Genomic DNA, 21,375 nt, shown 5'->3' on the forward strand with positions numbered 1-21,375 from the left:
CGCCACACCGGTCCGGTCCTCGACGTCCACCTGCGGGCCCGCCCGCCCGCCGGTCCCAGGAGTCCGCTCCGAGCTGATCCTTGACTCGACAACAGGTGCGTCAGCAGCACCAGCGCCCGTACCCGCGCCCGCCTGCGGCGCGCTGCCCCGCGCCGTCGCCATCGCCACCGGCCCTGCCCCCGTCGACACCGTCCCGGTCACCGCCGCCTCCGGCCCCGACCGCGGGTGGTGAACGCCGCCGCCAGTACGCACAGCACCGGCAGGACGATCGCCAGCATGAGCATCATCACTTCGGTGCTGTCCCAAGGGTCGTCGTCCTCCCCGGGTGGCCAGTCCTCCTCCGCGTACTGGCTCTCCGCCCGCCCCTCCGGGGAGCGGCCTGCGGCGGATGCCGTCTGCTGCGGGCTCGCAACGGTGCTCGTCCCCTGCGTGGCTGCCCGGCTCGGACCCGGGGAGGCCGCCGCCTGGAGGCCCGCCACGCCCCCGAGGTTCGCCACCATGCCACCGACCTGGCTTCCGGCCCGGGGCGCCGCCGCACCGGCCGGCCCCTGGGCGGCGAAGGGCGAGGCAGGCCTGGCGAAGGCGGTCCCGCCCGGCAGCAGGGCGGGCGCCTGCCCGGGGAGGAAGGGCGCGAGCACCTGCCCGGCCAGGGCCGGGGCACCGACGGCCGCGGACTGCCCCGGCCCCACGGCCCCGGGCTGCTGCCCGGGCGCGGCGACCAGTGGCTGGGAGGCGGGCGGGACGGACACCGGAAGGAGTCCCGGCGGGACGGAGTCCCCCGAGGACGCCGGCGGCATGCCCGCGTTCCCGCCGCCCCCTCCCGCCGCTCCGGGACCGGTACCGCCGCCGGGGGCCGCACCGGCGCCGGTGCCGGTGCCGGTGCCGGTACCGGTCGAGATGCCCGGGCCCTGGACCTGGCCCGGTCCCGTCCCGGTTCCAGGGCCGGAGCCGGGGCCGCTCCCGTCGCCAGGACCGGGGCCCGCGCCAGGCCCCGCACCCGGGCCTGTACCTGGGCCCGTTCCGCTGCCCGGACCGGCGGAGGTGGGTGCGGTCGGCTCCGGGGACGGAGTGGTCGGCCGCAGACCCTCGTAAGCTCCTTCAGCCTCGGCGAAGACCCGGCGGGGGGCTTGGCGGCTTCCGTCGGGGCCGACAGTCGCGTCGTCCGCCAGGCCGCCCGCGCGGGCCGTGCCGGTCTGGCGACCCGGGCGAGCCGTGCCCGTCGCCCGGCAGTCGACGGCCCTCCCGGGAGTGAGGGTGTGGCTGCCGTCGAAGCCTTCACAGCTCACCGCGCCCAGGCCCGGCAGCCCTTCGGTGATCGAGGCGGCGGTGATCGGGACATCACCGAACGCCTCCAGGCGGTACTGGAGTTCGACGGTTCCGCCGACGCCGGACACCATCCTGGTCGCGCGCCTGGAAGAGGCCTCGGCAGGAGCTCGGGCCGGGGCTCCGGCCACGGTTTCGGGGGTGCCGCTCGGAGCCGTGCGGGCCGCGGTTCTGCGGGACAGGCCCGTGCCGGAGGGGGTGCCGACCCGGGTGAGGCGGAGGCCCGCCGTGATGCCCAGATAGCCGGTGGAGGCGTCGGCGTGCGCCTGTGGCAGGCGGCCCGGCGCGTCGGCGACCGCCGTGACCCGGGCGGTCTGCGGCCCGGCCGCGACAGTGAAGGTGGCGGTGCAGTCGATGGCGCCGCCGGGCGGGATGCTCCGGTCCGCTCCGCAGGAGAGACGCCCGCCGGGCACCTGCGGATCGTCCAGCGCCACGTTGCCGAGCGGGTACTCGGCATGGTTGCTCAAGTGGTACGTCCGGGTCGCCGGCTCCCCGGCACGGAGCCGCACTCCGGGGTCGGTGCCGGCGTTGGTGGTGACGCTCAGCCGCAGCTCGTTGTGCACCTCGCCGCCGCGCTTGGCAGCGGGCTCCGACGTCCCGGCGCCGAGGAGCGCGGGTGCCAGCAGCGCGGCCCCGAGCACCGCGGGCACGGGGCGGCGGGGTGCGGCCGCTGCGATGCGTCGCACGGCTGTCAGTACGTCGATATGACAATTGGTCACCTTGGCATGATCACTCAAGCGATCGACCGGTCACCGCCACGGCGCACCGGTACGCCCCGGAACGACTCGATCGGCCGATAGCACCGGCTGCCACCGGGGCGGCCCCGCGATGGGCTCCGCAGGCCCCGTTCCGTCTCCGCCCCGGGCCCGGGCCCGGATGCGGGCACCGGCTCGGGCACCGGCGGCGGCGGGCGTTCGGGCCGGTCAGGGGATGACGATCACCGGGCGGTTGGCGCGGCGGGCGAGGCGACCGGAGACAGAGCCGAAGATCTTGCCGAGCAGGCCGTGGGTGCTGCCGACCACGATGGCGTCAGCGGCGTACTCGCGGCCGACCTCCTCGATCTCGTGGCAGATGTCCCCGCCGCGTTCGACCAGGATCCAGGGGACGCCGGAGAGGAAGTCGGCGCAGGCGAGTTCGAGGCCGAGGATCTCGGTGCGCTGGTCCGGGAGGTCCACGAAGACGGGCGGCTCGCAGCCGGCCCAGACGGTGGTGGGGAGCCGGTTGGCGACGTGGACGATCACCAGGCCGCAGCGGGAGCGGCGGGCCATGCCGACGGCGTAGGCCAGGGCGCGCTCGCTGGAGAGCGAGCCGTCGAAGCCGACCACCACGCCGTGCTGGAACTGCGGGTCGCAGGCGCGCGAGCCGTGCTCCTGCAGCAGAGGCTCGCCGTCGTGGCGGCCGGTGGCGGGACGGGATCGGTCGGTCATCGCGTCCTCCGCTGTGCCGGGTCGAGGTCCGGCGACGGCGTCGGCCGCCGTTCCGGGGGTGTCGCGTGCGGGAACGTCGTGCTCGGGGACGTCCCGATCAGGGGTGCCGTAGTCGGGGCCGACATCTGAATGGGGCGGCTCGCGGTGAGGGGCGCCGGGCCGGCGGGAGCGACCGGCGAGCGGCGGGACGCCGCGGGCCTCAGCGGCGGGCCCGGCTGGAGGCGGGCTGCCGTGCGGGGAAGCGGAAGGCTCTTGACCGGCCATGGCTCAAAACTCTTCGACTGAAGCGGGCCTACACGAGGGGACGCGGCGGCGGACCGCCTGGCCCCGGTGACAGGGACGGGAGCGATGGTGACGCGTCCGGAAACGACTACCACCGTTGGCGACCTGTGCCTTTCAGAGTACGGCTCGAAACGGGCCCCGCCCAGCGGCGGCGCCCTCGTGCGATCAGGTTCCCGCTTGCGGGGGAAGCAGACGCCCGGGCGTGCGCCCCCGCGCGGCGGGTTCCCAGGAGCTTGACCGACGGGACGCGCTGTGCGCAACAGGGCACCGACACAACGTGACCCGACTGTCATCGCCCCTGCCCGCAGGTGGTGCAAGGCAGTTGTCATAGCCAAGCGTCCGCCCGGCGCCCGGCCGAGCCCTGTCCGTCCCCACCCGGGCCGCCACGGGCTGCTCCGCGGTCCACCTCGTCCCGTCTCGGCGCGGCCCCGCAGGGAGGACGGCACGGGGGCGGGCACAGGAGGCGGTCATGCACCGACAGTCGAGGAGAAGATCACGTCGGGGATCGCGGCCGGGGATCGATTTTCGGATCATGATCCGGGTTGCGTGCTTACCATTCGGATTCGGCCAATTCGCGGAAATTCCATTCGCCTTTGGCAATTGCCAGGTGCATACGAGGTGGCCGCTGGCAGCATGCTCGGCATGCCGCTGCTCCTGCTCGACCTCGACAACACCTTGCTGCCCAGGGATGCCGCGTTCCGGGCTTGGGCGGAGGACTTCCTCGCCGAGAACGACCTGCCCGCCGGGGACCTCGACTGGCTGGTCACGCTCGACGGCAGCGGCTACGTACCGCGCAGCACGGTACTGGGTGCGGCGAAGCGCCGCTACGGCCTCGACCGGTCGGTCGAGGCGATGCTCGCGCACTACCGGCTCGGGATCAACTCGCACATCCAGTGCCCGGATTCGCACGTCGCGGCGCTCCGGGAGGCGCGCGAGGCGGGGTGGACGCTGGGGATCGTCAGCAACGGCGGGACGGTGGCCCAGCTGGAGAAGATCCGCCGGACCGGGCTCGCCTCGTTGGTCGACGGCTGGGTCATCTCGGAGGAGGCCCACTGCCTGAAGCCGGATCCGTTGATCTTCGAGATCGCGGTGCGCCGGTGCGGGTTCCGGCCGGCCGGGGAGTGGCGAACGCAGACCTGGATGGTCGGCGACTACGGTCCGGCCGACATCGCGGGTGCGGCGGCGACGGGGCTGCGCAGTGCGTGGCTGCACCACGGTCGGCCGTGGGCGGAGCGGACCTACCGTCCCACGGTGAGCGCACCGAACCTGCCGGAGGCGGTACGGGTGATCATCGGCGCGGGCGCGACCGAACGCCCCGTCGCCGGACGGGGGTTCGCCGCGGCCGGTCGTCCCCAGCGGGCGCACGGCCGCCTCGCCATCCCGGCCTCCCGGTTGGCGCCGGCGCCCGCCCGCGTCGCCCCCGGCGTCCCGGGAATGCCGGGGACGCCGAAAATCCCGCTCGGCCAGCCGGTCGCCCTGGCGAAGGCCGTCCCGCTCTCGCCGGTCGACCCCACCCCGGCCCCGGTCGGCGTCTCCGCCCAGGCCCGCTGGGGAGAGGCCACGACCGCCGCGGGGTGACCTGCCACCCCTGGCGGACACCGGGGCTGCCACGAGGGCTGCATGGTGGCCAGATTGCCTGCCAGCGACATGACTTGACGGAACGTCAGGCTGCCGCTGCACCTGCCTCGGCGCCCAGGACGCGCAGGAGGTCGAGGCGGCCCGCTGCGGAGTGCAGGACAGCTTTCCGGGAGCTGCGGCGCCCAGCGACCTCGGGGGCGGTGGCGCGGCGGCGGTGCAGGCGTTGGGCGATGTGGGCGCGGGCGATGGGCTCGTGCTGCTCGGGCGGGAAGCGGGTCCGAGTCCCGGGGATGGCGAACCAGCGCGGGGTGACGGTGCGGGCGGCGGGACGGCGGCCGCCACCGGGTTCCGGGCGAGCACGTCGCTGAGGCCGGAGATCACCTGCGCGGGGACGTCGCGAAGGTGGTCGACGATCAGCAGCAGCCTGGGGTGCACGTGGACCAGCGGGCTGGATCAGCAAGGGAGTTGGTGACCGCTAGGCGAATGAGGCGGCCTGGGCGGTCAACCGGGACACGGCCGTGGCGCCAGGCGGGGAGGCGGGATCTCGCGGCTCGCCCAGGTCAGCACGGATCCGGCGTACGTCCGGAGGCTCGGCCGGCCCACCGTGGAGGAGGACGTGCCGGCGCCGCACCCGACGCGGGGGGTGCGCGGCGGCGGGGGCGGGCCTGCGGGCGCTGCCGTTGGTGGTGGTGCGGCCGGCGTTCGTCGACGGGGTGCAGGACCCGCACCTGGAGCAGTCATTGGCCCGGCCGCGTAGTGGCCCGCCGAGCAGTGCCCGGCCGTGGCCGCCCCGGACGTCTCCGGGTGCGCCTTCAGCGTCCACCCGTCGGGGTTCGGCCGCCGGGGCGACGCGGCGGGGACGGCCGGGGCAGGTGTCGACCTCGGCGGCCCGGCAGGAGTCGGGGTGGCGTCCGGCGTACGCGTCGCCCTGGGGCGGGGCCGATGCGGGTGCGCCCGAGCCCGGCGGGCGGGTGGTGGAGCGGAGTGCGAGCGGCCGTCCCGGCGGGGGATCGGATTCGGACGAATGTGCGGCGTCCGGATCGGCGGGGTGGGTCGGTCGGGGCGGGGGCGGGTCGGTGGGGTGACGGGGAGGGCTGGGAGTCGTGGGGTGGGTGGGACGGAAGTGGAACGGAGGGGACGGAGTGACGGAGTGTGAGGTGAGGGGCGTTCAGGAGTGGCCGGTTCGGGTCGGATCCGGGGGCTGACGGGGCGCGGGGATCATGGCTCAGGTGTGCGCTGTGGCGCGTGGAAGGCGGTTTCACGCCCCCTATTCGAACCGCATGTTTTCGGCCAACTTGCTTCCCAACCCTGCCGTTCGGGCAAATCTGCAGCACAGAGCGGACGGTGGGTGCACCGTCGACGGGTGAATCGCCGACGGGTCGTGCGACAACCGGCCACCCTTGTCCGCGCCCCCTTCACAGCGGGGTCGACGGGTGCCACGCTTCGTGATCGAATGCTTCACGCCAAATTGCCATGTCGACATAGCGCCGGATGGTGAACTTGTCACAACGGCAACGGTCCACCAAGTAGATTCGATCTTGGCTCGCAGAGCGGCAGCCGAGACCACCACACCACCGAGGGGGCTGGAGCGCCTTGAGCAGGGTGAGCAGGAGCGACGCGGGTCCTGAGAACGGCCGCCAGCCTTCGTCCCATCCCGGTGGCGCGGCGAGACTCGGCAAGTTCGGTGGTGCTCCGGCCGGTTCGCCGGGCGGCGGTCAGTTCCAGGGCGGCGCCGCGATCCAGCCCTCCTCCCCCTCCCCCACGGTCTCCGGCCACGGCAGCCTCACTCCGGGCGGGCACGGTGGTCACGGCGGGCACGCCTCCCCCGGCGGCGCGGCCGCCGCGACGGACCTGCTGTCGGCCTCGGCCGGCCCCGGGGCGCTCCCCTCCCCGCGCAAGCTGGCCGGTCGGCGGCGGCGCGAGACGGTGGCGGTGCTGCTGTTCAGCGGGGCGCCGATCTTCGAGAGCTCGATCCCGCTGTCGGTGTTCGGCGTGGACCGGCAGGACGCCGGCGTCCCCCGCTACCGACTGCTGGTGTGCGCGGGCGAGGAGGGCCCGCTCACCACCACCGGCGGGCTGACGCTGACCGCCCCGTACGGGCTGGAGGCGCTCTCCCGGGCGGGCACCATCGTGGTGCCGGCCTGGCGCTCGATCTCGCAGCCGCCGCCGGTCGAGGCGATCGCCGCGCTGCGCAAGGCCCACCACGAGGGGGCCCGGATCATCGGCCTGTGCACCGGCGCCTTCGTGCTGGCCGCCGCCGGGCTGCTGGACGGGCGTCCGGCCACCACGCACTGGATGTACGCGCCGACGCTGGCGAAGCGCTACCCGCGGGTCCACGTCGACCCGCGCGAGCTGTTCGTGGACGACGGCGACGTCCTCACCTCCGCGGGCACCGCGGCCGGCATCGACCTGTGCCTGCACGTGGTGCGCAGCGACCACGGCGCCGAGGCCGCCAACGCGCTGGCCCGCCGGCTGGTGGTGCCGAACCGCCGCGGCGGCGGAGGTCAGGCCCAGTACATCGACCAGTCTTTACCGGAGGAGATCGGCAACGACCCGCTGGCCGAGGTGGTCACCTGGGCGTTGGAGAACCTCAACCAGCAGTTCGACGTGGAGGTGCTGGCGGCCCGCGCGTACATGTCGCGGCGCACCTTCGACCGCCGGTTCCGCACCCTGACCGGCAGCGCGCCGCTGCAGTGGCTGATCACCCAGCGGGTGCTGCAGGCGCAGCGGCTGCTGGAGACCTCGGACCTGTCGGTGGACGACGTCGCCCGGCGCTGCGGCTTCCGCTCGCCGGTGGCGCTGCGCGGGCACTTCCGGCGGCAGCTGGGGGTCTCCCCGGCGGCCTACCGGACGACCTTCCGGGCCCGGCGTCCGGCCGTCGGCGGGCCGGTGGGGCCGCAGTCGCAGGGCGGCGGCGCGGTCGAGCGCGGCCCGGCCCAGGGCGGGCACCCGCAGTCGTCCCACGGGACGGTGACACACGGCCAGCACAACCAGCACAACCAACACGGCCAGCACGCTCAGCAGGTGCCGGGCGGTGCCGGGTCGGGCGGGGTCGGCGCGGGCGGCGGGGCGAGCGGTCCCGGCGCGGGTGCGGCGGGGCGGCAGCGTCCGCGTCCGCTGGTGCCGCCGCAGGCCGGTCCGCCGCCGGGCGCCTTCGGCGCGCGGGCGCCGGAGCGGCCGGTCGACCCCCGGTACGCGGGCCGCGCCACCGGCCAGGCCGCTCCGGGCGGCCAGCCGGGCCAGTACGGCCACCCCGGTCAGTCGGGCCCGCACGGCCAGCAGCCGGCCCCGCAGGGACCGTCGCCCGCGCACGCGCACGCGCAGCCCTCGCCGGGGCAGCCGGTGCGGCCGAGCGCGGCGTACCCGGGCGGGCGCGGGTCGGCGGAGCGTCCGGACCGTCCGGTGGAGCACGCAATCGCGGAGGACGCCGACGGCGAGCACCCCGGTGCCCGGGGTCGGCAGGCGGTGGACCGTCCGGAGTCCGAGCCGGAGCGCGGGGCGCGCGGACCGGCGGACTTCGGCCCGGACGGGGCGCGTGCGGTGTCGGGGGCGCGTGATCGCGCCGTAGGGTGAAGGCGTGAATGACCGTCTGGTATGGATCGACTGTGAGATGACCGGCCTCGACCTCGATCGGGACGCCCTGATCGAGGTCGCCGCCCTGGTGACCGACTCCGAGCTGAACGTGCTCGGCGACGGCGTGGATGTGATCATCCGCCCGCCCGCCGAGGCGCTGGAGACCATGCCCGAGGTGGTGCGGCAGATGCACACCGCCTCGGGCCTGCTCGACGAGCTCGCGGACGGCCTGACCATGGCCGAGGCGCAGGAACGGGTGCTGGCGTACGTCCGCGAGCACGTGCCGGAGGCCGGCCGGACCCCGCTGTGCGGGAACTCGGTGGCCACCGACCGCGGCTTCCTGTCCCGGGACATGCCGGAGCTGGAGGGGCACCTGCACTACCGGATCGTGGACGTCTCCTCGATCAAGGAGCTGGCCCGCCGCTGGTACCCGCGCGCCTACTACAACAGCCCGCAGAAGGGCGGCAGCCACCGCGCACTGGCGGACATCCGCGAGTCGATCGCCGAACTGCGCTACTACCGCGAGGCGGTGTTCGTCCCGCAGCCCGGCCCGGACACCGACACCGCGCGGGAGATCGCCGCCCGCCACCAGTTGCCCACCACCTGACCAGGGATCCGGTCCGGTCGGTCGGGGAAACCCTGGCGCGAGCACCCCTCGGCATCCTGTAGAGTTCTTCCTGTCGGAGCGGGAACGCGAAAGCGGGAAAGCACCTGACAGATGGTGGGTGTAGCTCAGTTGGTAGAGCACCTGGTTGTGGTCCAGGTGGCCGCGGGTTCGAGTCCCGTCACTCACCCCAGAACGACGAAGGGCCCGGTCGAGGAATCGACCGGGCCCTTCGTCGTTCCCCGTCGCCTTCACCGAAGCGCCCTCCCCCGGAGCGCCGGTCGGCGGGCCGAGTCCAGCGGGCCCGGGCGGACCGGGCCGATCGCTCCCGCACCTTCCCGCACGGCGCTTCCGCGCCCGGCCCGGCCAACTCCCGCGCGCCCCTTCCGAGCCGCCCCTTCCGAGCCGCCCCTCCGAGTCGTCGGCCTGGGCGGCGGAGGGCCCGGGCGAGGCGGTGGGACGCCGGCCATGGACGATGAAGCTACCCGCAAGTAACATCTGGGCATGACCACTACTGCGATCGGCGAGCTGCTCACCTCCACCGTCCCGATGGTGAAGACCCTGCAGCTGGAGTACCTGGAGACCACCCCGGAGCGGGCCGTGCTGCGGCTGCCCGACCTGCCGGAGTACCGGAACCACGTGGGCGGGCCGCACGCGGGGGCGATGTTCACGCTGGCCGAGTCGGCCAGCGGGGCGATCGTGCTGGCGGCGTTCGGCGACCAGTTGGGGCGCGCGGTGCCGCTGCCCACGGTCGGCGAGATCTCGTTCAAGAAGCTCGCCCGCGGCGTGGTCACCGCCACCGCGACGCTCGGCCGCCCGGTCGCCGACGTGATCGCCGAGCTGGACGAGGGCAAGCGCCCCGAGTTCCCGATCACCGTGGAGATCACCCGCGAGGACGGCGCCGTCACCGGCGTGCTGGAGATCGTCTGGACGCTGCGCCCCCACTCCTGAGCCCTCCGGCCCGCCGAAGAGCGCACCGGACACCGGAACCCACCGGACAACCGGAGCGCACGCGGGCCGGAACGCACCCACGTCGAGCACCCGCGCGGGCGGCCGCGCCCCCGCGGGCGACCACGCCGCTCCCCCACCGCCCGTCCGCCCGCCCGTCCGCCCGCCGTCAGGCGGAGTCGCGGACGATCAGCTCGGTCGCCAGCACCACCTGCCGCCGGGCCCGGCCGCGTTCGTGGATCTCGTCGAGCAGCAGGCGGGCCATGGTGCGGCCCATCTCCTCGATCGGCTGGCGGACGCTGGTCATCGGCGGGTCGGTGTGCCGGGCGACGATCGAGTCGTCGAAGCCGATCACCGCGACGTCGTCGGGGATCCGCCGCCCGGCGGCCCGCAGCACCTGCATCGCGCCGGCCGCCATCACGTCGGAGGCGCAGAAGACGCCGTCCAACTCGGGCCTGCGAGCGAGGAGTTCGCGCATCGCGACCCGGCCGCCTTCCTCGGTGAAGTCGGCCAGGCCGACCAGCCCCTCGTCGTAGGCGTGGCCGGCCTCCTCCAGGGCCCGGCGGTAGCCGCCGAGGCGGGCCTGGGCGACCTCCATGTCGAGCGGGCCGGTGAGGGTGGCGACCCGGGTGCAGCCGCGCCGGAGCAGGTGGCGGACGGCCATCCGGGCGCCGCCCGCGTTGTCGGCGTGGACGTAGCTGAGCGGTTCGAGGTCGCCGCGCCGACCGGCCAGCACGGAGGGGATCTCCAGGCTCTCCAGCAGCCCGGGGAGCGGGTCGTCGCGGTGCACCGAGACGACCAGCACGCCGTCGACCCGCTGGGCGGTGAGGTAGGCCGAGAGCCGGTCGCGCTCGCGCTGGTTGCGGACCAGGATCAGCAGCAACTGCATGTCGGTCTCGGCGAGTTCGGCCGAGACGCCGCTGATGATGTCGGAGAAGTACGGCTCGGAGAACAGCCTGGTCTCGGCCTCGGGCACGACCAGCGCGATCGAGTCGGTGCGCGAGGTGACCAGGGTCCGGGCGGCCCGGTTCGGCACGTAGCCGAGTTCGGCGATGGCGGCCTGGACGGCTTCGCGGGCCTTGGCGCTGACCCGCGGGGAGCCGTTGATGACCCGGGAGACGGTGCCGCGGCCGACGCCTGCCAGCGCGGCCACCTCCTCCAGGGTGGGGCGCGCGGTGGCTCTGCCGCCGGCGCCCGGATGGAGCGCGTCGGGGCGCTGTGCGGTCGGGCTCATCGCTACACCTCTCGGTCTCTGGGACGGATGGAAGGATCCGCCGGACCCGCCCCGGGCCCGTGCGGACTGTTCATTGTGGCCGGTCCCGAGGTGTTTCCGGCCATCCGGGGCGCCCCGGAACCGGCCCCGGGGCAGCCTGCGGGCGCCAACGGCGGTGGTAACGAAGGCGGAAACGCTCCGGCAACGTTTATGTCACCACGTCTTGACACTCACCCCCGCGACACAGCAACCTTCCGGCATGCCCAGCTGTGGGAGCGCTCCCACACTGTAGCCAAGATTCAGCGCACCAAGAACACCCACGAAGCTCTCGTTTCCAGCCCGGCCAGACCCGCGGAAGACCCACGGAAGACACCCGGCAGCAATCCGGCAGCAACCCGGAAGGCCGCCGGGCAGGAACCCGGGCCGTCCCCGGACCATCCACCCGGACCAACCACCCGGACAAAGGAGTTCGCCCCCATGCGCACCACCTCCCGCCCCCGCAGAGCCGCTGTCGTCGCCACCGCCGTCCTCGCCGCTTCCACCCTGCTGCTCACGGCCTGCTCGTCCAGCTCGGACAAGGGCGGGGACAGCGGCAGCGGCGGGAAGTCCGACGCGAAGATCACCCTGAACGTCGGCGACTTCGGCACCTTCGGCTACAAGGAGGCCGGCCTGTACGACGAGTACATGGCCGCGCACCCGAACATCACCATCAAGTACGACACCACCCAGGACGGCCAGAAGTACTGGGACGCGCTGACCACCCACCTGGCCTCGGGCAGCGGCCTGGCCGACGTCCAGGCGGTCGAGGTCGGCTACATCGCGCAGGCCACCAACACCCTGGGCGACAAGTTCGTCGACCTCGGCAAGACCGAGGGCATCAACCCGGGCAACTGGCTGGACTGGAAGTCGAAGCAGGCCACCACCCAGTCCGGCGCGCTGATCGGCCTGGGCACCGACATCGGCCCGATGGCGATCTGCTACCGCAGCGACCTGTTCCAGCAGGCCGGCCTGCCCACCGACCGCGAGTCGGTCGGCAAGCTGTGGGCGGGCGACTGGTCGAAGTTCGTCGAGGCCGGCAAGCAGTACCAGGCCAAGGCCCCGGCCGGCACCTTCTTCACCGACTCCGCGTCGGGCCTGTTCAACGCCGTCCTGTCGGCCCAGCCCGAGCAGTACTCGGACGCCTCCGGCAAGCTCGTCTACAAGACCAGCGCCGGCGTGAAGACCGCCTGGGACCTCTCGGTCGCCGCCTCGCAGGCGAAGATCAGCGCCGGTCTGCGCCAGTTCCAGGACCCGTGGAACGCCGCGTTCGCCAACGCCAAGTTCGCCACCGTGGTCTGCCCGTCCTGGATGACCGGCATCATCAGCAAGTACTCCGGCGACTCCGGCAAGGGCAAGTGGGACGTCGCGGCCGCGCCGGTCGCCTCCAACTGGGGCGGCGCCTTCCTGACCGTCCCGAAGGCCGGCAAGCACACCAAGGAGGCCGCGGCCCTCGTCGCCTGGCTGACCGCGCCGGAGCAGCAGGCCAAGGTCTTCACCAAGGTCGGCAACCTGCCCTCGACCATCGGCGGCCTGCAGCAGCCGGCCGTCCAGGGCGCCAAGGCCGAGTACTTCAACAACGCGCCGACCGGCCAGATCTTCGCCGCGTCCGCCCAGTCCATCAAGCCGGCGCCGATCGGTGAGCAGGACGGCAACGTGAAGACGATCATCACCGACAACGGCATCCTCGACATCGAGGAGCACGGCACCGACCCGGCCAAGGCCTGGACCAACGTGACCAAGCTGGTCGACGACAAGACCGGCCACTGATCCGGGCCGGCGCCCGCCGCCGGCAAGCCGATCCCTACTGCCCGGCCGGGTCCGCCCACCCGGCCGGGCGCCGTTCCGCCGCCCCTCGCCACCCCCGGGAAGGAAACCCCAAGTGGCCACCCACGTCCGCGCCGAGGCCCCGCCCGCGCGCCCCGCCTGGCGCTCCCGCCTGTACCGGTTCGACCTCAAGGCGTCGCCGTACGCCTTCATCGCCCCGTTCTTCCTCTGCTTCGCCGCCTTCGGCCTCTTCCCGCTGATCTGGACGGGCTGGCTGTCGCTGCACTACGTCGACCTGCTCAAGCCGGACGTGATGGAGTGGAAGGGCTTCGGCAACTACACCCGGCTATGGTCCAACGACCAGTTCTGGACCGCGCTGCGCAACACCTTCACCATCGGGGTGATCTCCACCGTCCCGCAGCTGCTGACGGCGCTCGGGCTGGCCCACCTGCTCAACTTCCGGATGCGCGGCCGCGGTTTCTTCCGGGTCGCGATCCTCGCGCCGTACGCCACCTCGATCGCCGCCGCGACCCTGGTGTTCGTCCAGCTGTTCAACCCGGACTACGGCTTCATCAACTGGGCGCTGGGCGCGGTCGGGATCCACCCGAACTGGTACTCCGAGACCTGGCCCTCGCAGATCGCCATCTCCACCATCGTGACCTGGCGCTGGACCGGCTACAACGCGCTGATCTACCTGGCCGCGATGCAGGCTGTGCCGAAGGACCTGTACGAGGCGGCCAGCCTGGACGGGGCGAACCGGTGGCAGCAGTTCACCCGGATCACCATCCCGTCGATCCGCCCGACCATCCTGTTCACCATCATCGTCTCGACCATCGGCGCCACCCAGCTGTTCGGCGAGCCGATGCTGTTCGGAGGCGGCGTCGGCGTGTCCGGCGGCTCCGCGCACCAGTTCCAGACGCTCAGCCTCTACATGTACGAACTGGGCTGGCCGTCGCGCCAGTTGGGCCGCGCCTCGGCGGTGGCCTGGACGATGCTGCTGCTCCTGCTGCTGATCGGCCTGGCGCAGTTCCTGATCACCCGTTACCGCAAGCGCAACGAGCTGGGAGGCTGACATGGCCGCCACCCTGTCCACCCCCTCCTCCCGCGAGGCGAGGCCGGTCGAGCAGGACCGCCCGCGCGGCCTGTTCCGGCGCAAGGCGGGCGAGCACGACAAGGCCGGACCGATCGCGTACGTGCTGCTCGGGATCGCCGCGCTGGTCTCGCTGTTCCCGCTGTACTGGACCTTCGTCGCGGCCTCCCACACCGGCGAGCGGGTGGCCCAGTCGCCGCCGCCGATGATCCCCGGCGGCGAGCTGTGGAACAACATCTCGATCGCCTGGGACCAGGCCGACATGGGCACCGCGCTGCTGAACTCGACCATCGTGGCGGGCTGCGTGGCGCTGTCCACGGTGCTGTTCTCCACGCTGGCCGGCTTCGCCTTCGCCAAGCTGCGCTTCCGCGGCCGCAACGCGCTGCTGACCCTGGTGGTCGCCACCATGACCATCCCGCCGCAGCTCAGCGTGATCCCGCTGTACCGGATCATCACCAAGCTGGACTGGGGCAACCACCTGCAGTCGGTGATCCTGCCCTCGCTGGTGGCCGCGTTCGGCGTGTTCTTCATGCGCCAGTTCCTGTCCGAGGCGCTGCCGTTCGAGCTGATCGAGGCGGCCCGGGTGGACGGCGCGAACAGCCTGCGGATCATCTGGCACGTGGTGTTCCCGATCGCCCGGCCCGCCATGGCGGTGCTCGGCATGCTGGTGTTCGTGCAGTCCTGGAACGACTTCTTCTGGCCGTTCGTGGTGCTCACCCAGCAGAACCCGACCGTGCAGGTCGCGCTCTCCGCGATCGGCGGCGGCTCCGGGCACGACATCAACCAGGCCGTGATCATGACGGGTGCGCTCGTCGGCACCCTGCCGCTACTGCTGATCTTCGCCGTTCTGGGGAAGCACATCGTCGGCGGGATCACCTCCGGCGCCGTCAAGAGCTGACCCGCCCGGTACAGCAGCCCTGTCCACTCCTCAGCCATGGGAGCGCTCCCGTATGACCATGACCGATCCGACCACAGCCGCCCACGCCTCGGTGGCGGCCCCCCGGGTGGCCTTCCCGCCCGGCTTCGCCTGGGGCGCGGCCACCGCCGCCTACCAGATCGAGGGCGCGGCCGCCGAGGACGGGCGCACCCCGTCCATCTGGGACGCCTTCGCCAAGACCCCCGGCAAGGTGCTGAACGGCGACACCGGCGACGTCGCCGTGGACCACTACCACCGCTTCCGCGAGGACGTCCGACTGATGGCCGACCTCGGCCTCACCTCGTACCGGTTCTCGCTGTCCTGGCCGCGGATCCAGCCGACCGGCCGCGGCCCGGCCGTCGAGCGCGGCCTCGACTTCTACCGCGCGCTGGTCGACACCCTGCTGGAGCACGGCATCTCGCCGGTCGCCACGCTCTACCACTGGGACCTCCCGCAGGACCTGGAGGAGGCCGGCGGCTGGCCGGTCCGGGAGACCGCGTACCGCTTCGCCGAGTACGCGGCGCTGGCCGGCGCCGCGCTCGGCGACCGGATCCCGGTGTGGACCACCCTCAACGAGCCCTGGTGCAGCGCGTTCCTCGGCTACGGCTCCGGCGTGCACGCCCCCGGGCGCACCAATCCGGCAGACGCCCTCAAGGCCGCCCACCACCTCAACCTCGGCCACGGCCTGGCCGTCGGCGCGCTGCGCGAGGTGCTGCCCGCCTCGGCGAAGATCGCGGTCTCGCTCAACCTGCACCTGGTCCGCCCGCTCACCGACACCGACGCGGACCGCGAGGCGGCCCGCCGGATCGAGGCGGTCGGCAACCGGATCTGGACCGGCCCGATGTTCAAGGGCGGCTACGACGCCGACCTGAAGGCCGACACCGCGCACCTCGTCGACTGGGACGAGCTGGTCCGCCCCGGCGACGAGGCGGAGATCGGCCGGCCGATCGACCTGCTCGGCCTCAACTACTACAACCCGACCGTCGTCTCGGCGCCGGGCGACGCCGCGGTGGAGACCGCCGAGGCCGCGCGCAACGACGGCCACGGCGACAGCGAGTTCAGCTGCTGGCCGGGCTCCGAGGAGGTGGTCTTCCACCTCGCCAACGACGACGTCACCGCGATGGGCTGGCCGATCGACGCCACCGGCCTGTCCGACTCGCTGGTCGGCATGCACCACGACTTCGGCCTGCCGCTGCTGGTCACCGAGAACGGCGCCGCCTTCGAGGACGAGGTCGGCCCGGACGGCGAGGTCGACGACCCCGAGCGGCTGCGCTACGTCCGGCTGCACCTGGAGGCCGTGGCCGACGCGATCGCCGCGGGGGCGGACGTGCGGGGCTACTACCTCTGGTCGTTCCTGGACAACTTCGAGTGGGCGTACGGCTACAGCAAGCGCTTCGGCATCGTCCACGTCGACTACGACACCCAGCAGCGCACCCCCAAGTCCAGCGCCCGCTGGTACGCGGAGGTGATCCGGCGCGGCGGGCTCGCCTGACCCCCCGCGCGGGGGCCCGCCCGGACGCCCGGCAAGGGGCTCGCCCGGACTCCCGCACCCCCGCACAGTGTGACGGAGTGTGAGCGACGAGCGTGACCGCGGGGAGTCCCGCTCGTTCTCCCCTGGTGTGCGAACCAACCACGCGAAGCGACCGCGACGTTCGGACACCCCCCGGCAGCGGTGGGGACGGCCCGGGGCCCTGGCGGCGGGCGGCGTGCTCGCCGCCCAGGTGCTCGGCCTGGGCCTCGGCACGACCGACGCGAACGCCGCCGACACCGGGCACCCCCCGCACCACCCCGCCCGGGCCCTCGGCACGGTCGGCACCGCCGTCCGGCCCGGCGCGGACGACGGCGGGCCGCCGCTCGGCGGCGCGGTGGACGGCGCGCTCGACGGGCTCGCCCCGGCCGGCACCGTGGAGACCGCCGGCACCGCCGGCACCGTGGACGCCGCCGGGGCGGTCGGCGCAGCCGGGACGGCCGGAGCCGCCGGGGCCCGCCCGGCGCCGGGCCTGGGCGGCGTCCTGGACCAGCGCCTCGACCAGCAGCTCGGCACCGGCGAACTCCCGCTCCCCGGCCACCACGCCGACCGTCCCGACGCCTTCTCGCTCGCCGCCGGCCTGCTCTCCGCCGTCCCGCCGCAGCCCCGCGCCGAGGACGGCGCCCGTGCCTCCCGCTCCGGCCCGGCCAACGGCCGCGACACCGGCGGGAACGGCCCGAACGGCGCGAGCGGCCCGGCCGCGGCCCCCGGCACCCCCGAGGTCACCGTCCCGGCGCAGCGCGCCCCCGCCGCCGCCACCGCCCCGCTCCCGGCCACCGCGCCCGCGGCCGTCCCCGCCGCCTCGCCGCGCCCCGCCGCGCCCCGCCCGGCCCCGGCCACCGCTCCCCCGCTGCCCGTCGCCGCCCCCACCCGCCTCGCCCTGACCGCCGCCCCCGCCCGCCCGGCCGGCGGCGAGGGCGCCGTCGCCGTCCTGCTGCCGATCGCCGCCGGCCTGCTGCTCACCGCCGCCGCGCTGTACAAGCACCGCGGCCTCCCGCGCGGCCACTGACCCGGCCCGGCCGCGTCCCGGCAGCCGGGCGGGGGCCGGGGCGTTCCTCAGTCGAAGGCGCCCGTCGGCGGGGCCGGGGACGGAACGGCGGTGGTGTCGGTGACGGGGGTGGCGCCGGCGGTGAAGTCGGCGAGGTCGCGGCCGTGCAGGAGGCGGGCCTGGGCGGGGTCGGTGGCGAGGCGGCGGGTGAGCTCGGGGAGCGGGAGGGGGGTGCGGGCGGCGAACAGGACGAGGTTGCCGAAGCGCCTGCCGCGCAGCACGGCGGGGTCGGCGACCAGGCAGAGTTCGGGGAAGACGGCCAGCAGGGTGGCGGTCTGGGCGCGGGCGAAGGCGAGCGCGCCGCCGTCGGTGATGTTGGCGGCGTAGTGGCCGTCGGCGCGCAGGGCGCGGGCGGCGTGCCGGGCGAACTCGACGGTGGCGCAGTGCGCGGGGACACGGGCGCCGGCGAAGACGTCGACGACGAGCAGGTCGGTGGAGTCGTCGGGGGTGCGTTCGAGGACGGCGCGGGCGTCGCCGCCGCGGACCTTGAGCTGCCAGCCCCGGTCGAGCGGCAGTTGGGTGCGGACGAGTTCGGTGAGCGCGGTGTCGATCTCGGCGGCCTGCTGGCGGGAGCGGGGCCGGGTGGCGGCGGTGTAGCGGGCCAGGGTGAGGGCGCCGCCGCCGAGGTGGAGGGCGGTGAGGGGTTGCCGGGCGGGGGCGGCGAGGTCGATCAGGTGGCCGATCCGGCGCTGGTAGGCGAAGCCGAGGTGGGTGGGGTCGGCGAGGTCCACGAGCGACTGCGGGGCGCCGTCGAGCAGCAGTTCCCAGGCGTGCGGCCGGTCGCGGTCGGGGCGCAGCTCGGCGGTGCCGGAGGCGACGGCGGCGGTGAGCGGGCCTTCGGCGTGGGTGCGGCCGGGGACGGTGGCGGTGGGGGTGGTGCGTGGGCGGCCCATGGGGTCCATTATCGCCGGTCGGGCCGGTCGCGGCGGCGCGCGGTGACGCTGTGCGACGGCGGGTGCCCGCTGCGGGGTCGTCCGGTCCGCCCACCGAGACGACAGTTGCATGTCAACTGCCGGGTGGGGCAAGTTCTCTGATGAGGCGTCAGGAGAGGTCCGGGGACGCACTCAGAGCGGACCGAGGCCACCCGCGGTGAGGGTGGTGGCGGCCTCGCAGAGCGCGGAGCGCAGCACCCAGGCGTCGGTGGGGCGGGGGTACGGCTGGGAGCCGGAGGGCGGGATGATCCAGCGCGGGTCGGTGGGCGGGAGCAGCTCGGCCCCCGGCGTACAGGCGGAGCCGGCCAGGTGCCAGCGCAGCGCGGTGCCCGCCGGGACGAGGAAGGCGATGGCGTTGCCGCCGGCGGTCTGCTGGACGGCCCCGCAGGCCCGCCGCAGCCGGAGGATGTCGACCGCCTCCAGCCCGTGCCGGACCTGGACGGTGACGGTGTCGTACCGGACGACCCGACTGGCCGAGCTCACCGGCGGCGCGGCGGCGGGTGCGGCCGGGGCGGCGGGGGCGGCTGGGGCGGCCGCCCGTCGGTACTGGGGAACTCCGGTGGCCATGGGGGACCTCCTGTCGCCTCGGGTCGCGCGGAAACCGGGTGGCGCTCCGTCACCCGGTCGTGCGACGGGGGGCCGGTCCGGGAGGGGGCCCGTACCGCCGGTGTCCATGTATCAGGACAACGCGGGACCGGGCCCCCAGGCCACGGCCTCCGATACGGCAAGCCATGGCATTTCATGGCACAAAGCGGCAACTCGGTCCGGATTGTCCGCAATTGACCCACCCTACTCCGGCAACAACCCGTGTTCGCACGGTGACTCCCGGTACTGTCGTGGCGACGCGGCGGCCCTCCCCCCAGGGGTCGGCGCGGCCACCCCGGCACGACCTCGGAGTGCAGCATGGCAGCCACGCGAACCGGCGGGCCCCGTCCGGCGCCCGTTCCCAACCAGGCGATGCGCGAGCTGCGCGGCGCCCTCTCGCCGGGGGAGTTCGCCACCCTGGTCCGCCGGGCCGCCCGGGAGATCGGCGAGCACGTGTCCTGCGACGCGCGCTACGTCGGACGGGTCGAGTCCGGCGAGATCCGCTGCCCCAACTACGCGTACGAGCGGGTGTTCCGGCACATGTGGCCGGAGAAGTCGCTGGCGGAGCTCGGCTTCGCGCCGCGCACGGCGGTCCGCCGCCGGGCGCCGGCCGCCGGGCGGTCCGGCCCCGCGCACCCGCCGGACGCACCGCTCCGGTCTGACGAGGAGAACGACGACGTGCTTCGCCGTACGTTCCTGAACGGCGGTCCCACCGCCCTGGCAACCGTGCTCGGCCTAGACCAGGCCCCGCCGCCCGCCGCCCCGCCGCCCGCCGTCCCGCTCCGGTCAGAGCGCCGCCGGGTCGGCGCCGCCGAGGTGCGGGGGGTCGAGCAGGCGGTCCGGGACATCCGGCTGCTGGACGACGCGCACGGCGCCGACGCCCTGTTCGAGCTGGCCGGGCAGTCGCTGCGCAGCGCCTACGTGCTGCTCAACGACGGCGACTACAACGCCGCGACCGAGCGCCGGCTGCAGAGCGGGGCGGGCGAACTGGCGATCTCGGTGGGCTGGTTGGCGCACGACTCGAACCGGCTGACCGACGCCAGGTCGTTCTACTCGGAGGCGCTGGCCACCGCCCGGATGGCCCGCGACCCGCACCTGGAGGCGCACGTGTTCAGCAACAGCGCCTTCCTGGCCCGGGACGCCGGCCGCCCCCGGGAGGCGCTGCGGGCCGCCCAGGCCGGGCAGGCCGCGGCGGCCGGCCTCGGCTCGGACCGGCTGATGTCGCTGCTGGTGCTGCGCGAGGCGGGCGGCTGGGCGCTGCTCGGCGACCGGGCGGCCTGCGAGCGGGCGCTGTCCCGGGCGTACGCGCTGTTCGAGCGGGGCGGGCGGCCGGACGCCGACCCGGAGTGGATGTCCTTCTTCGGCGAGGCGGAGCTGGCCGGGCAGGAGGCGCAGTGCTGGTCGGCGCTGGGCGAGTGGGACCGGGCCAGCGTCCGGGCCGAGCGGGCGATAGGGCTCCAGGAGCCGCACTTCGTGCGCAACCGGGTGCTGTACACCGCCGAGTTGGCGCACGACCGGCTGGGCCGGGGCGACCTGGCGGGCGCGGGCGCGCACGGCGCGGCGGCGGTGGCGCTGCTCGGCCAGGTCCGCTCGGCGCGGATCCGCGGCATGCTGGCGCGGACCGCGGACCGGCTGCGCGGCCACCGCGCCGTGCCGGAGGTCCGGGACTTCCTGGACGGCTACGACGCGGCGGCCTGAGCCGCGGCCCGGGCCCCGGCCCGAGCGGGCGGGCCGAGCGGGCGGGCCGGGCCCCGGCCCGAGGCGGGGTCAGTGCCCCAGCTTCTCCAGGTGGCTGTGGTCGTTCCAGACCTCGACGGCGGGCAGCCCGTACTCCCAGGAGAGCACGCAGAGCGCGGCGGTGCCGAGCTTGAGCCGCTGGGCGTACTCGGCGGGCAGGCCGAGCCAGCGGGCGGTGAGGATCCGCAGCAGGTGGCCGTGGGCGAACAGGACGACCTCGCAGTCGGCGCAGTTCATCGTGGTGGTGTCGGGGTCGGGGGTGCCGTGCCGTCCGTTCACCTCGGCGAGCAGCGCGTCGACCCGGTCGGAGACCTGGGCGAGCGTCTCGCCGCCGGGCACGCCGTCGCGCCAGATCAGCCAGCCGGGCTGGTCGGTGGCCCGGATGTCGGCGCCGGTGCGGCCCTCGTACCGCCCGTAGTCCCACTCGAGGAGTTCGGGACGGTCGACGGCGCGGTCGCCGAAGCCGGCCAGTTCGGCGGTCTCCCGGGCCCGGGAGAGCGGACTGGTCCAGACGGTCGCGCCGGGCAGGCCGTTCCACGGGGCGCGGGCCAGGCGCTCGCCGAGGGCGCGGGCCATCGCGCGGCCCTCGTCGGTGAGCGGGACGTCGGTGCGGCCGGTGTGGCGGCCGGTGGCCGACCAGGAGGTCTCGCCGTGGCGGACCAGCACGATGCGGGCGGGCATGGTGGTACCTCGTTCGAAGGGGTGCGGTGCGGCGTCCCGGCGGCGGGGGCCGCTCCCCATGATCCTCCATCCGACCTGCCGACCCGACGGCCGGGCTCCGTTCTGTC

At 74.6% G+C, this 21,375-nt stretch carries 14 protein-coding genes, 1 tRNA gene and 2 pseudogenes; 11 read left to right on the plus strand and 6 right to left on the minus strand.

Features of this window, described 5'->3' with window-relative positions; translation table 11 throughout:
* Nucleotides 1-197: 197 nt before the first annotated feature.
* Together ACZ3J7_RS18840 and ACZ3J7_RS18845 are read right to left on the minus strand one after the other, a co-directional pair.
* Nucleotides 198-2,009, minus strand: coding sequence for a hypothetical protein (locus ACZ3J7_RS18840; RefSeq protein ID WP_465622180.1), 1,812 nt, complete (start codon nucleotides 2,007-2,009; stop codon nucleotides 198-200).
* Nucleotides 2,010-2,246: 237 nt separating this feature from the next.
* Nucleotides 2,247-2,684 (minus strand): annotated as a pseudogene (locus ACZ3J7_RS18845) (universal stress protein); the annotation flags it as partial.
* Nucleotides 2,685-3,650: 966 nt separating this feature from the next.
* Here ACZ3J7_RS18845 and ACZ3J7_RS18850 point away from each other — a divergent pair.
* The 5 genes and pseudogenes from ACZ3J7_RS18850 to ACZ3J7_RS18870 all read left to right on the plus strand — a co-directional run bounded on the left by ACZ3J7_RS18850 (nucleotide 3,651) and on the right by ACZ3J7_RS18870 (nucleotide 9,738).
* Nucleotides 3,651-4,610: an HAD family hydrolase gene (locus ACZ3J7_RS18850; RefSeq protein ID WP_465622182.1), complete on the plus strand. Its 960-nt coding sequence runs from the start codon at nucleotides 3,651-3,653 to the stop codon at nucleotides 4,608-4,610.
* A 1,854-nt stretch (nucleotides 4,611-6,464) separates the two neighbouring features.
* Nucleotides 6,465-7,568, plus strand: a pseudogene (locus ACZ3J7_RS18855) (helix-turn-helix domain-containing protein); the annotation flags it as partial.
* A gap of 619 nt (nucleotides 7,569-8,187) precedes the next feature.
* On the plus strand, nucleotides 8,188-8,790 hold the full coding sequence (gene orn / locus ACZ3J7_RS18860; protein WP_465622184.1) for an oligoribonuclease: 603 nt from the start codon (nucleotides 8,188-8,190) through the stop codon (nucleotides 8,788-8,790).
* A gap of 114 nt (nucleotides 8,791-8,904) precedes the next feature.
* A tRNA-His gene (locus ACZ3J7_RS18865) sits at nucleotides 8,905-8,980 on the plus strand.
* 311 nt (nucleotides 8,981-9,291) lie between these two features.
* Nucleotides 9,292-9,738, plus strand: a complete 447-nt coding sequence (locus ACZ3J7_RS18870) for a DUF4442 domain-containing protein (RefSeq protein ID WP_465622186.1) — start codon at nucleotides 9,292-9,294, stop codon at nucleotides 9,736-9,738.
* A 166-nt stretch (nucleotides 9,739-9,904) separates the two neighbouring features.
* Here the strand turns inward: ACZ3J7_RS18870 and ACZ3J7_RS18875 are convergent, their stop codons facing one another.
* Entirely contained in the window at nucleotides 9,905-10,969 is a 1,065-nt protein-coding gene (locus tag ACZ3J7_RS18875) for a LacI family DNA-binding transcriptional regulator (RefSeq protein ID WP_465622188.1), read from the minus strand.
* Between the two features lie 456 nt (nucleotides 10,970-11,425).
* On the opposite strand from ACZ3J7_RS18875, the gene ACZ3J7_RS18880 reads away from it, so the two are divergent.
* The 5 genes from ACZ3J7_RS18880 (at nucleotide 11,426) to ACZ3J7_RS18900 (ending at nucleotide 17,294) form a co-directional block, all read left to right on the plus strand.
* On the plus strand, nucleotides 11,426-12,754 hold the full coding sequence (locus tag ACZ3J7_RS18880; protein ID WP_465622190.1) for an ABC transporter substrate-binding protein: 1,329 nt from the start codon (nucleotides 11,426-11,428) through the stop codon (nucleotides 12,752-12,754).
* 112 nt (nucleotides 12,755-12,866) lie between these two features.
* On the plus strand, nucleotides 12,867-13,823 hold the full coding sequence (locus ACZ3J7_RS18885; RefSeq protein WP_465622193.1) for a carbohydrate ABC transporter permease: 957 nt from the start codon (nucleotides 12,867-12,869) through the stop codon (nucleotides 13,821-13,823).
* Nucleotide 13,824: 1 nt separating this feature from the next.
* Nucleotides 13,825-14,739 carry a carbohydrate ABC transporter permease gene (locus ACZ3J7_RS18890; protein ID WP_465622196.1) on the plus strand — a complete coding sequence of 305 codons (915 nt, stop codon included), beginning with the start codon at nucleotides 13,825-13,827 and terminating at the stop codon, nucleotides 14,737-14,739.
* Between the two features lie 52 nt (nucleotides 14,740-14,791).
* Complete coding sequence (locus tag ACZ3J7_RS18895) at nucleotides 14,792-16,249, plus strand: glycoside hydrolase family 1 protein (RefSeq protein WP_465622198.1); 1,458 nt, start codon at nucleotides 14,792-14,794, stop codon at nucleotides 16,247-16,249.
* Between the two features lie 214 nt (nucleotides 16,250-16,463).
* The gene (locus tag ACZ3J7_RS18900) at nucleotides 16,464-17,294 is read left to right on the plus strand and encodes a hypothetical protein (protein ID WP_465622200.1); all 831 of its coding nucleotides are present in this window, start codon (nucleotides 16,464-16,466) and stop codon (nucleotides 17,292-17,294) included.
* A gap of 47 nt (nucleotides 17,295-17,341) precedes the next feature.
* Here the strand turns inward: ACZ3J7_RS18900 and ACZ3J7_RS18905 are convergent, their stop codons facing one another.
* On the minus strand, nucleotides 17,342-18,226 hold the full coding sequence (locus tag ACZ3J7_RS18905) for a spermidine synthase (protein ID WP_465622202.1): 885 nt from the start codon (nucleotides 18,224-18,226) through the stop codon (nucleotides 17,342-17,344).
* Nucleotides 18,227-18,397: 171 nt separating this feature from the next.
* The gene (locus tag ACZ3J7_RS18910; protein ID WP_465622204.1) at nucleotides 18,398-18,832 is read right to left on the minus strand and encodes a hypothetical protein; all 435 of its coding nucleotides are present in this window, start codon (nucleotides 18,830-18,832) and stop codon (nucleotides 18,398-18,400) included.
* A gap of 336 nt (nucleotides 18,833-19,168) precedes the next feature.
* Here ACZ3J7_RS18910 and ACZ3J7_RS18915 point away from each other — a divergent pair, with 336 nt between their 5' ends.
* Entirely contained in the window at nucleotides 19,169-20,548 is a 1,380-nt protein-coding gene (locus tag ACZ3J7_RS18915) for a tetratricopeptide repeat protein (protein WP_465622206.1), read from the plus strand.
* Nucleotides 20,549-20,617: 69 nt separating this feature from the next.
* Here ACZ3J7_RS18915 and ACZ3J7_RS18920 read toward each other — a convergent pair whose 3' ends face one another.
* Nucleotides 20,618-21,268, minus strand: coding sequence for a histidine phosphatase family protein (locus ACZ3J7_RS18920; RefSeq protein ID WP_465622208.1), 651 nt, complete (start codon nucleotides 21,266-21,268; stop codon nucleotides 20,618-20,620).
* Between the last annotated feature and the right edge of the window lie 107 nt (nucleotides 21,269-21,375).

The sequence above is a fragment of the Kitasatospora sp. NPDC015121 genome, from assembly GCF_055562955.1.

Excerpts from the sequence above, each read along its gene's own strand:
- ACZ3J7_RS18895 (WP_465622198.1), top strand. The coding sequence starts at position 14,792 with ATGACCATGACCGATCCGACCACAGCCGCCCACGCCTCGGTGGCGGCC.
- ACZ3J7_RS18910 (WP_465622204.1), bottom strand. The coding sequence starts at position 18,832 with ATGGCCACCGGAGTTCCCCAGTACCGACGGGCGGCCGCCCCAGCCGCC.
- ACZ3J7_RS18915 (WP_465622206.1), top strand. The coding sequence starts at position 19,169 with ATGGCAGCCACGCGAACCGGCGGGCCCCGTCCGGCGCCCGTTCCCAAC.
- ACZ3J7_RS18880 (WP_465622190.1), top strand. The coding sequence starts at position 11,426 with ATGCGCACCACCTCCCGCCCCCGCAGAGCCGCTGTCGTCGCCACCGCC.
- ACZ3J7_RS18920 (WP_465622208.1), bottom strand. The coding sequence starts at position 21,268 with ATGCCCGCCCGCATCGTGCTGGTCCGCCACGGCGAGACCTCCTGGTCG.
- ACZ3J7_RS18875 (WP_465622188.1), bottom strand. The coding sequence starts at position 10,969 with ATGAGCCCGACCGCACAGCGCCCCGACGCGCTCCATCCGGGCGCCGGC.
- ACZ3J7_RS18890 (WP_465622196.1), top strand. The coding sequence starts at position 13,825 with ATGGCCGCCACCCTGTCCACCCCCTCCTCCCGCGAGGCGAGGCCGGTC.
- ACZ3J7_RS18870 (WP_465622186.1), top strand. The coding sequence starts at position 9,292 with ATGACCACTACTGCGATCGGCGAGCTGCTCACCTCCACCGTCCCGATG.
- ACZ3J7_RS18905 (WP_465622202.1), bottom strand. The coding sequence starts at position 18,226 with ATGGGCCGCCCACGCACCACCCCCACCGCCACCGTCCCCGGCCGCACC.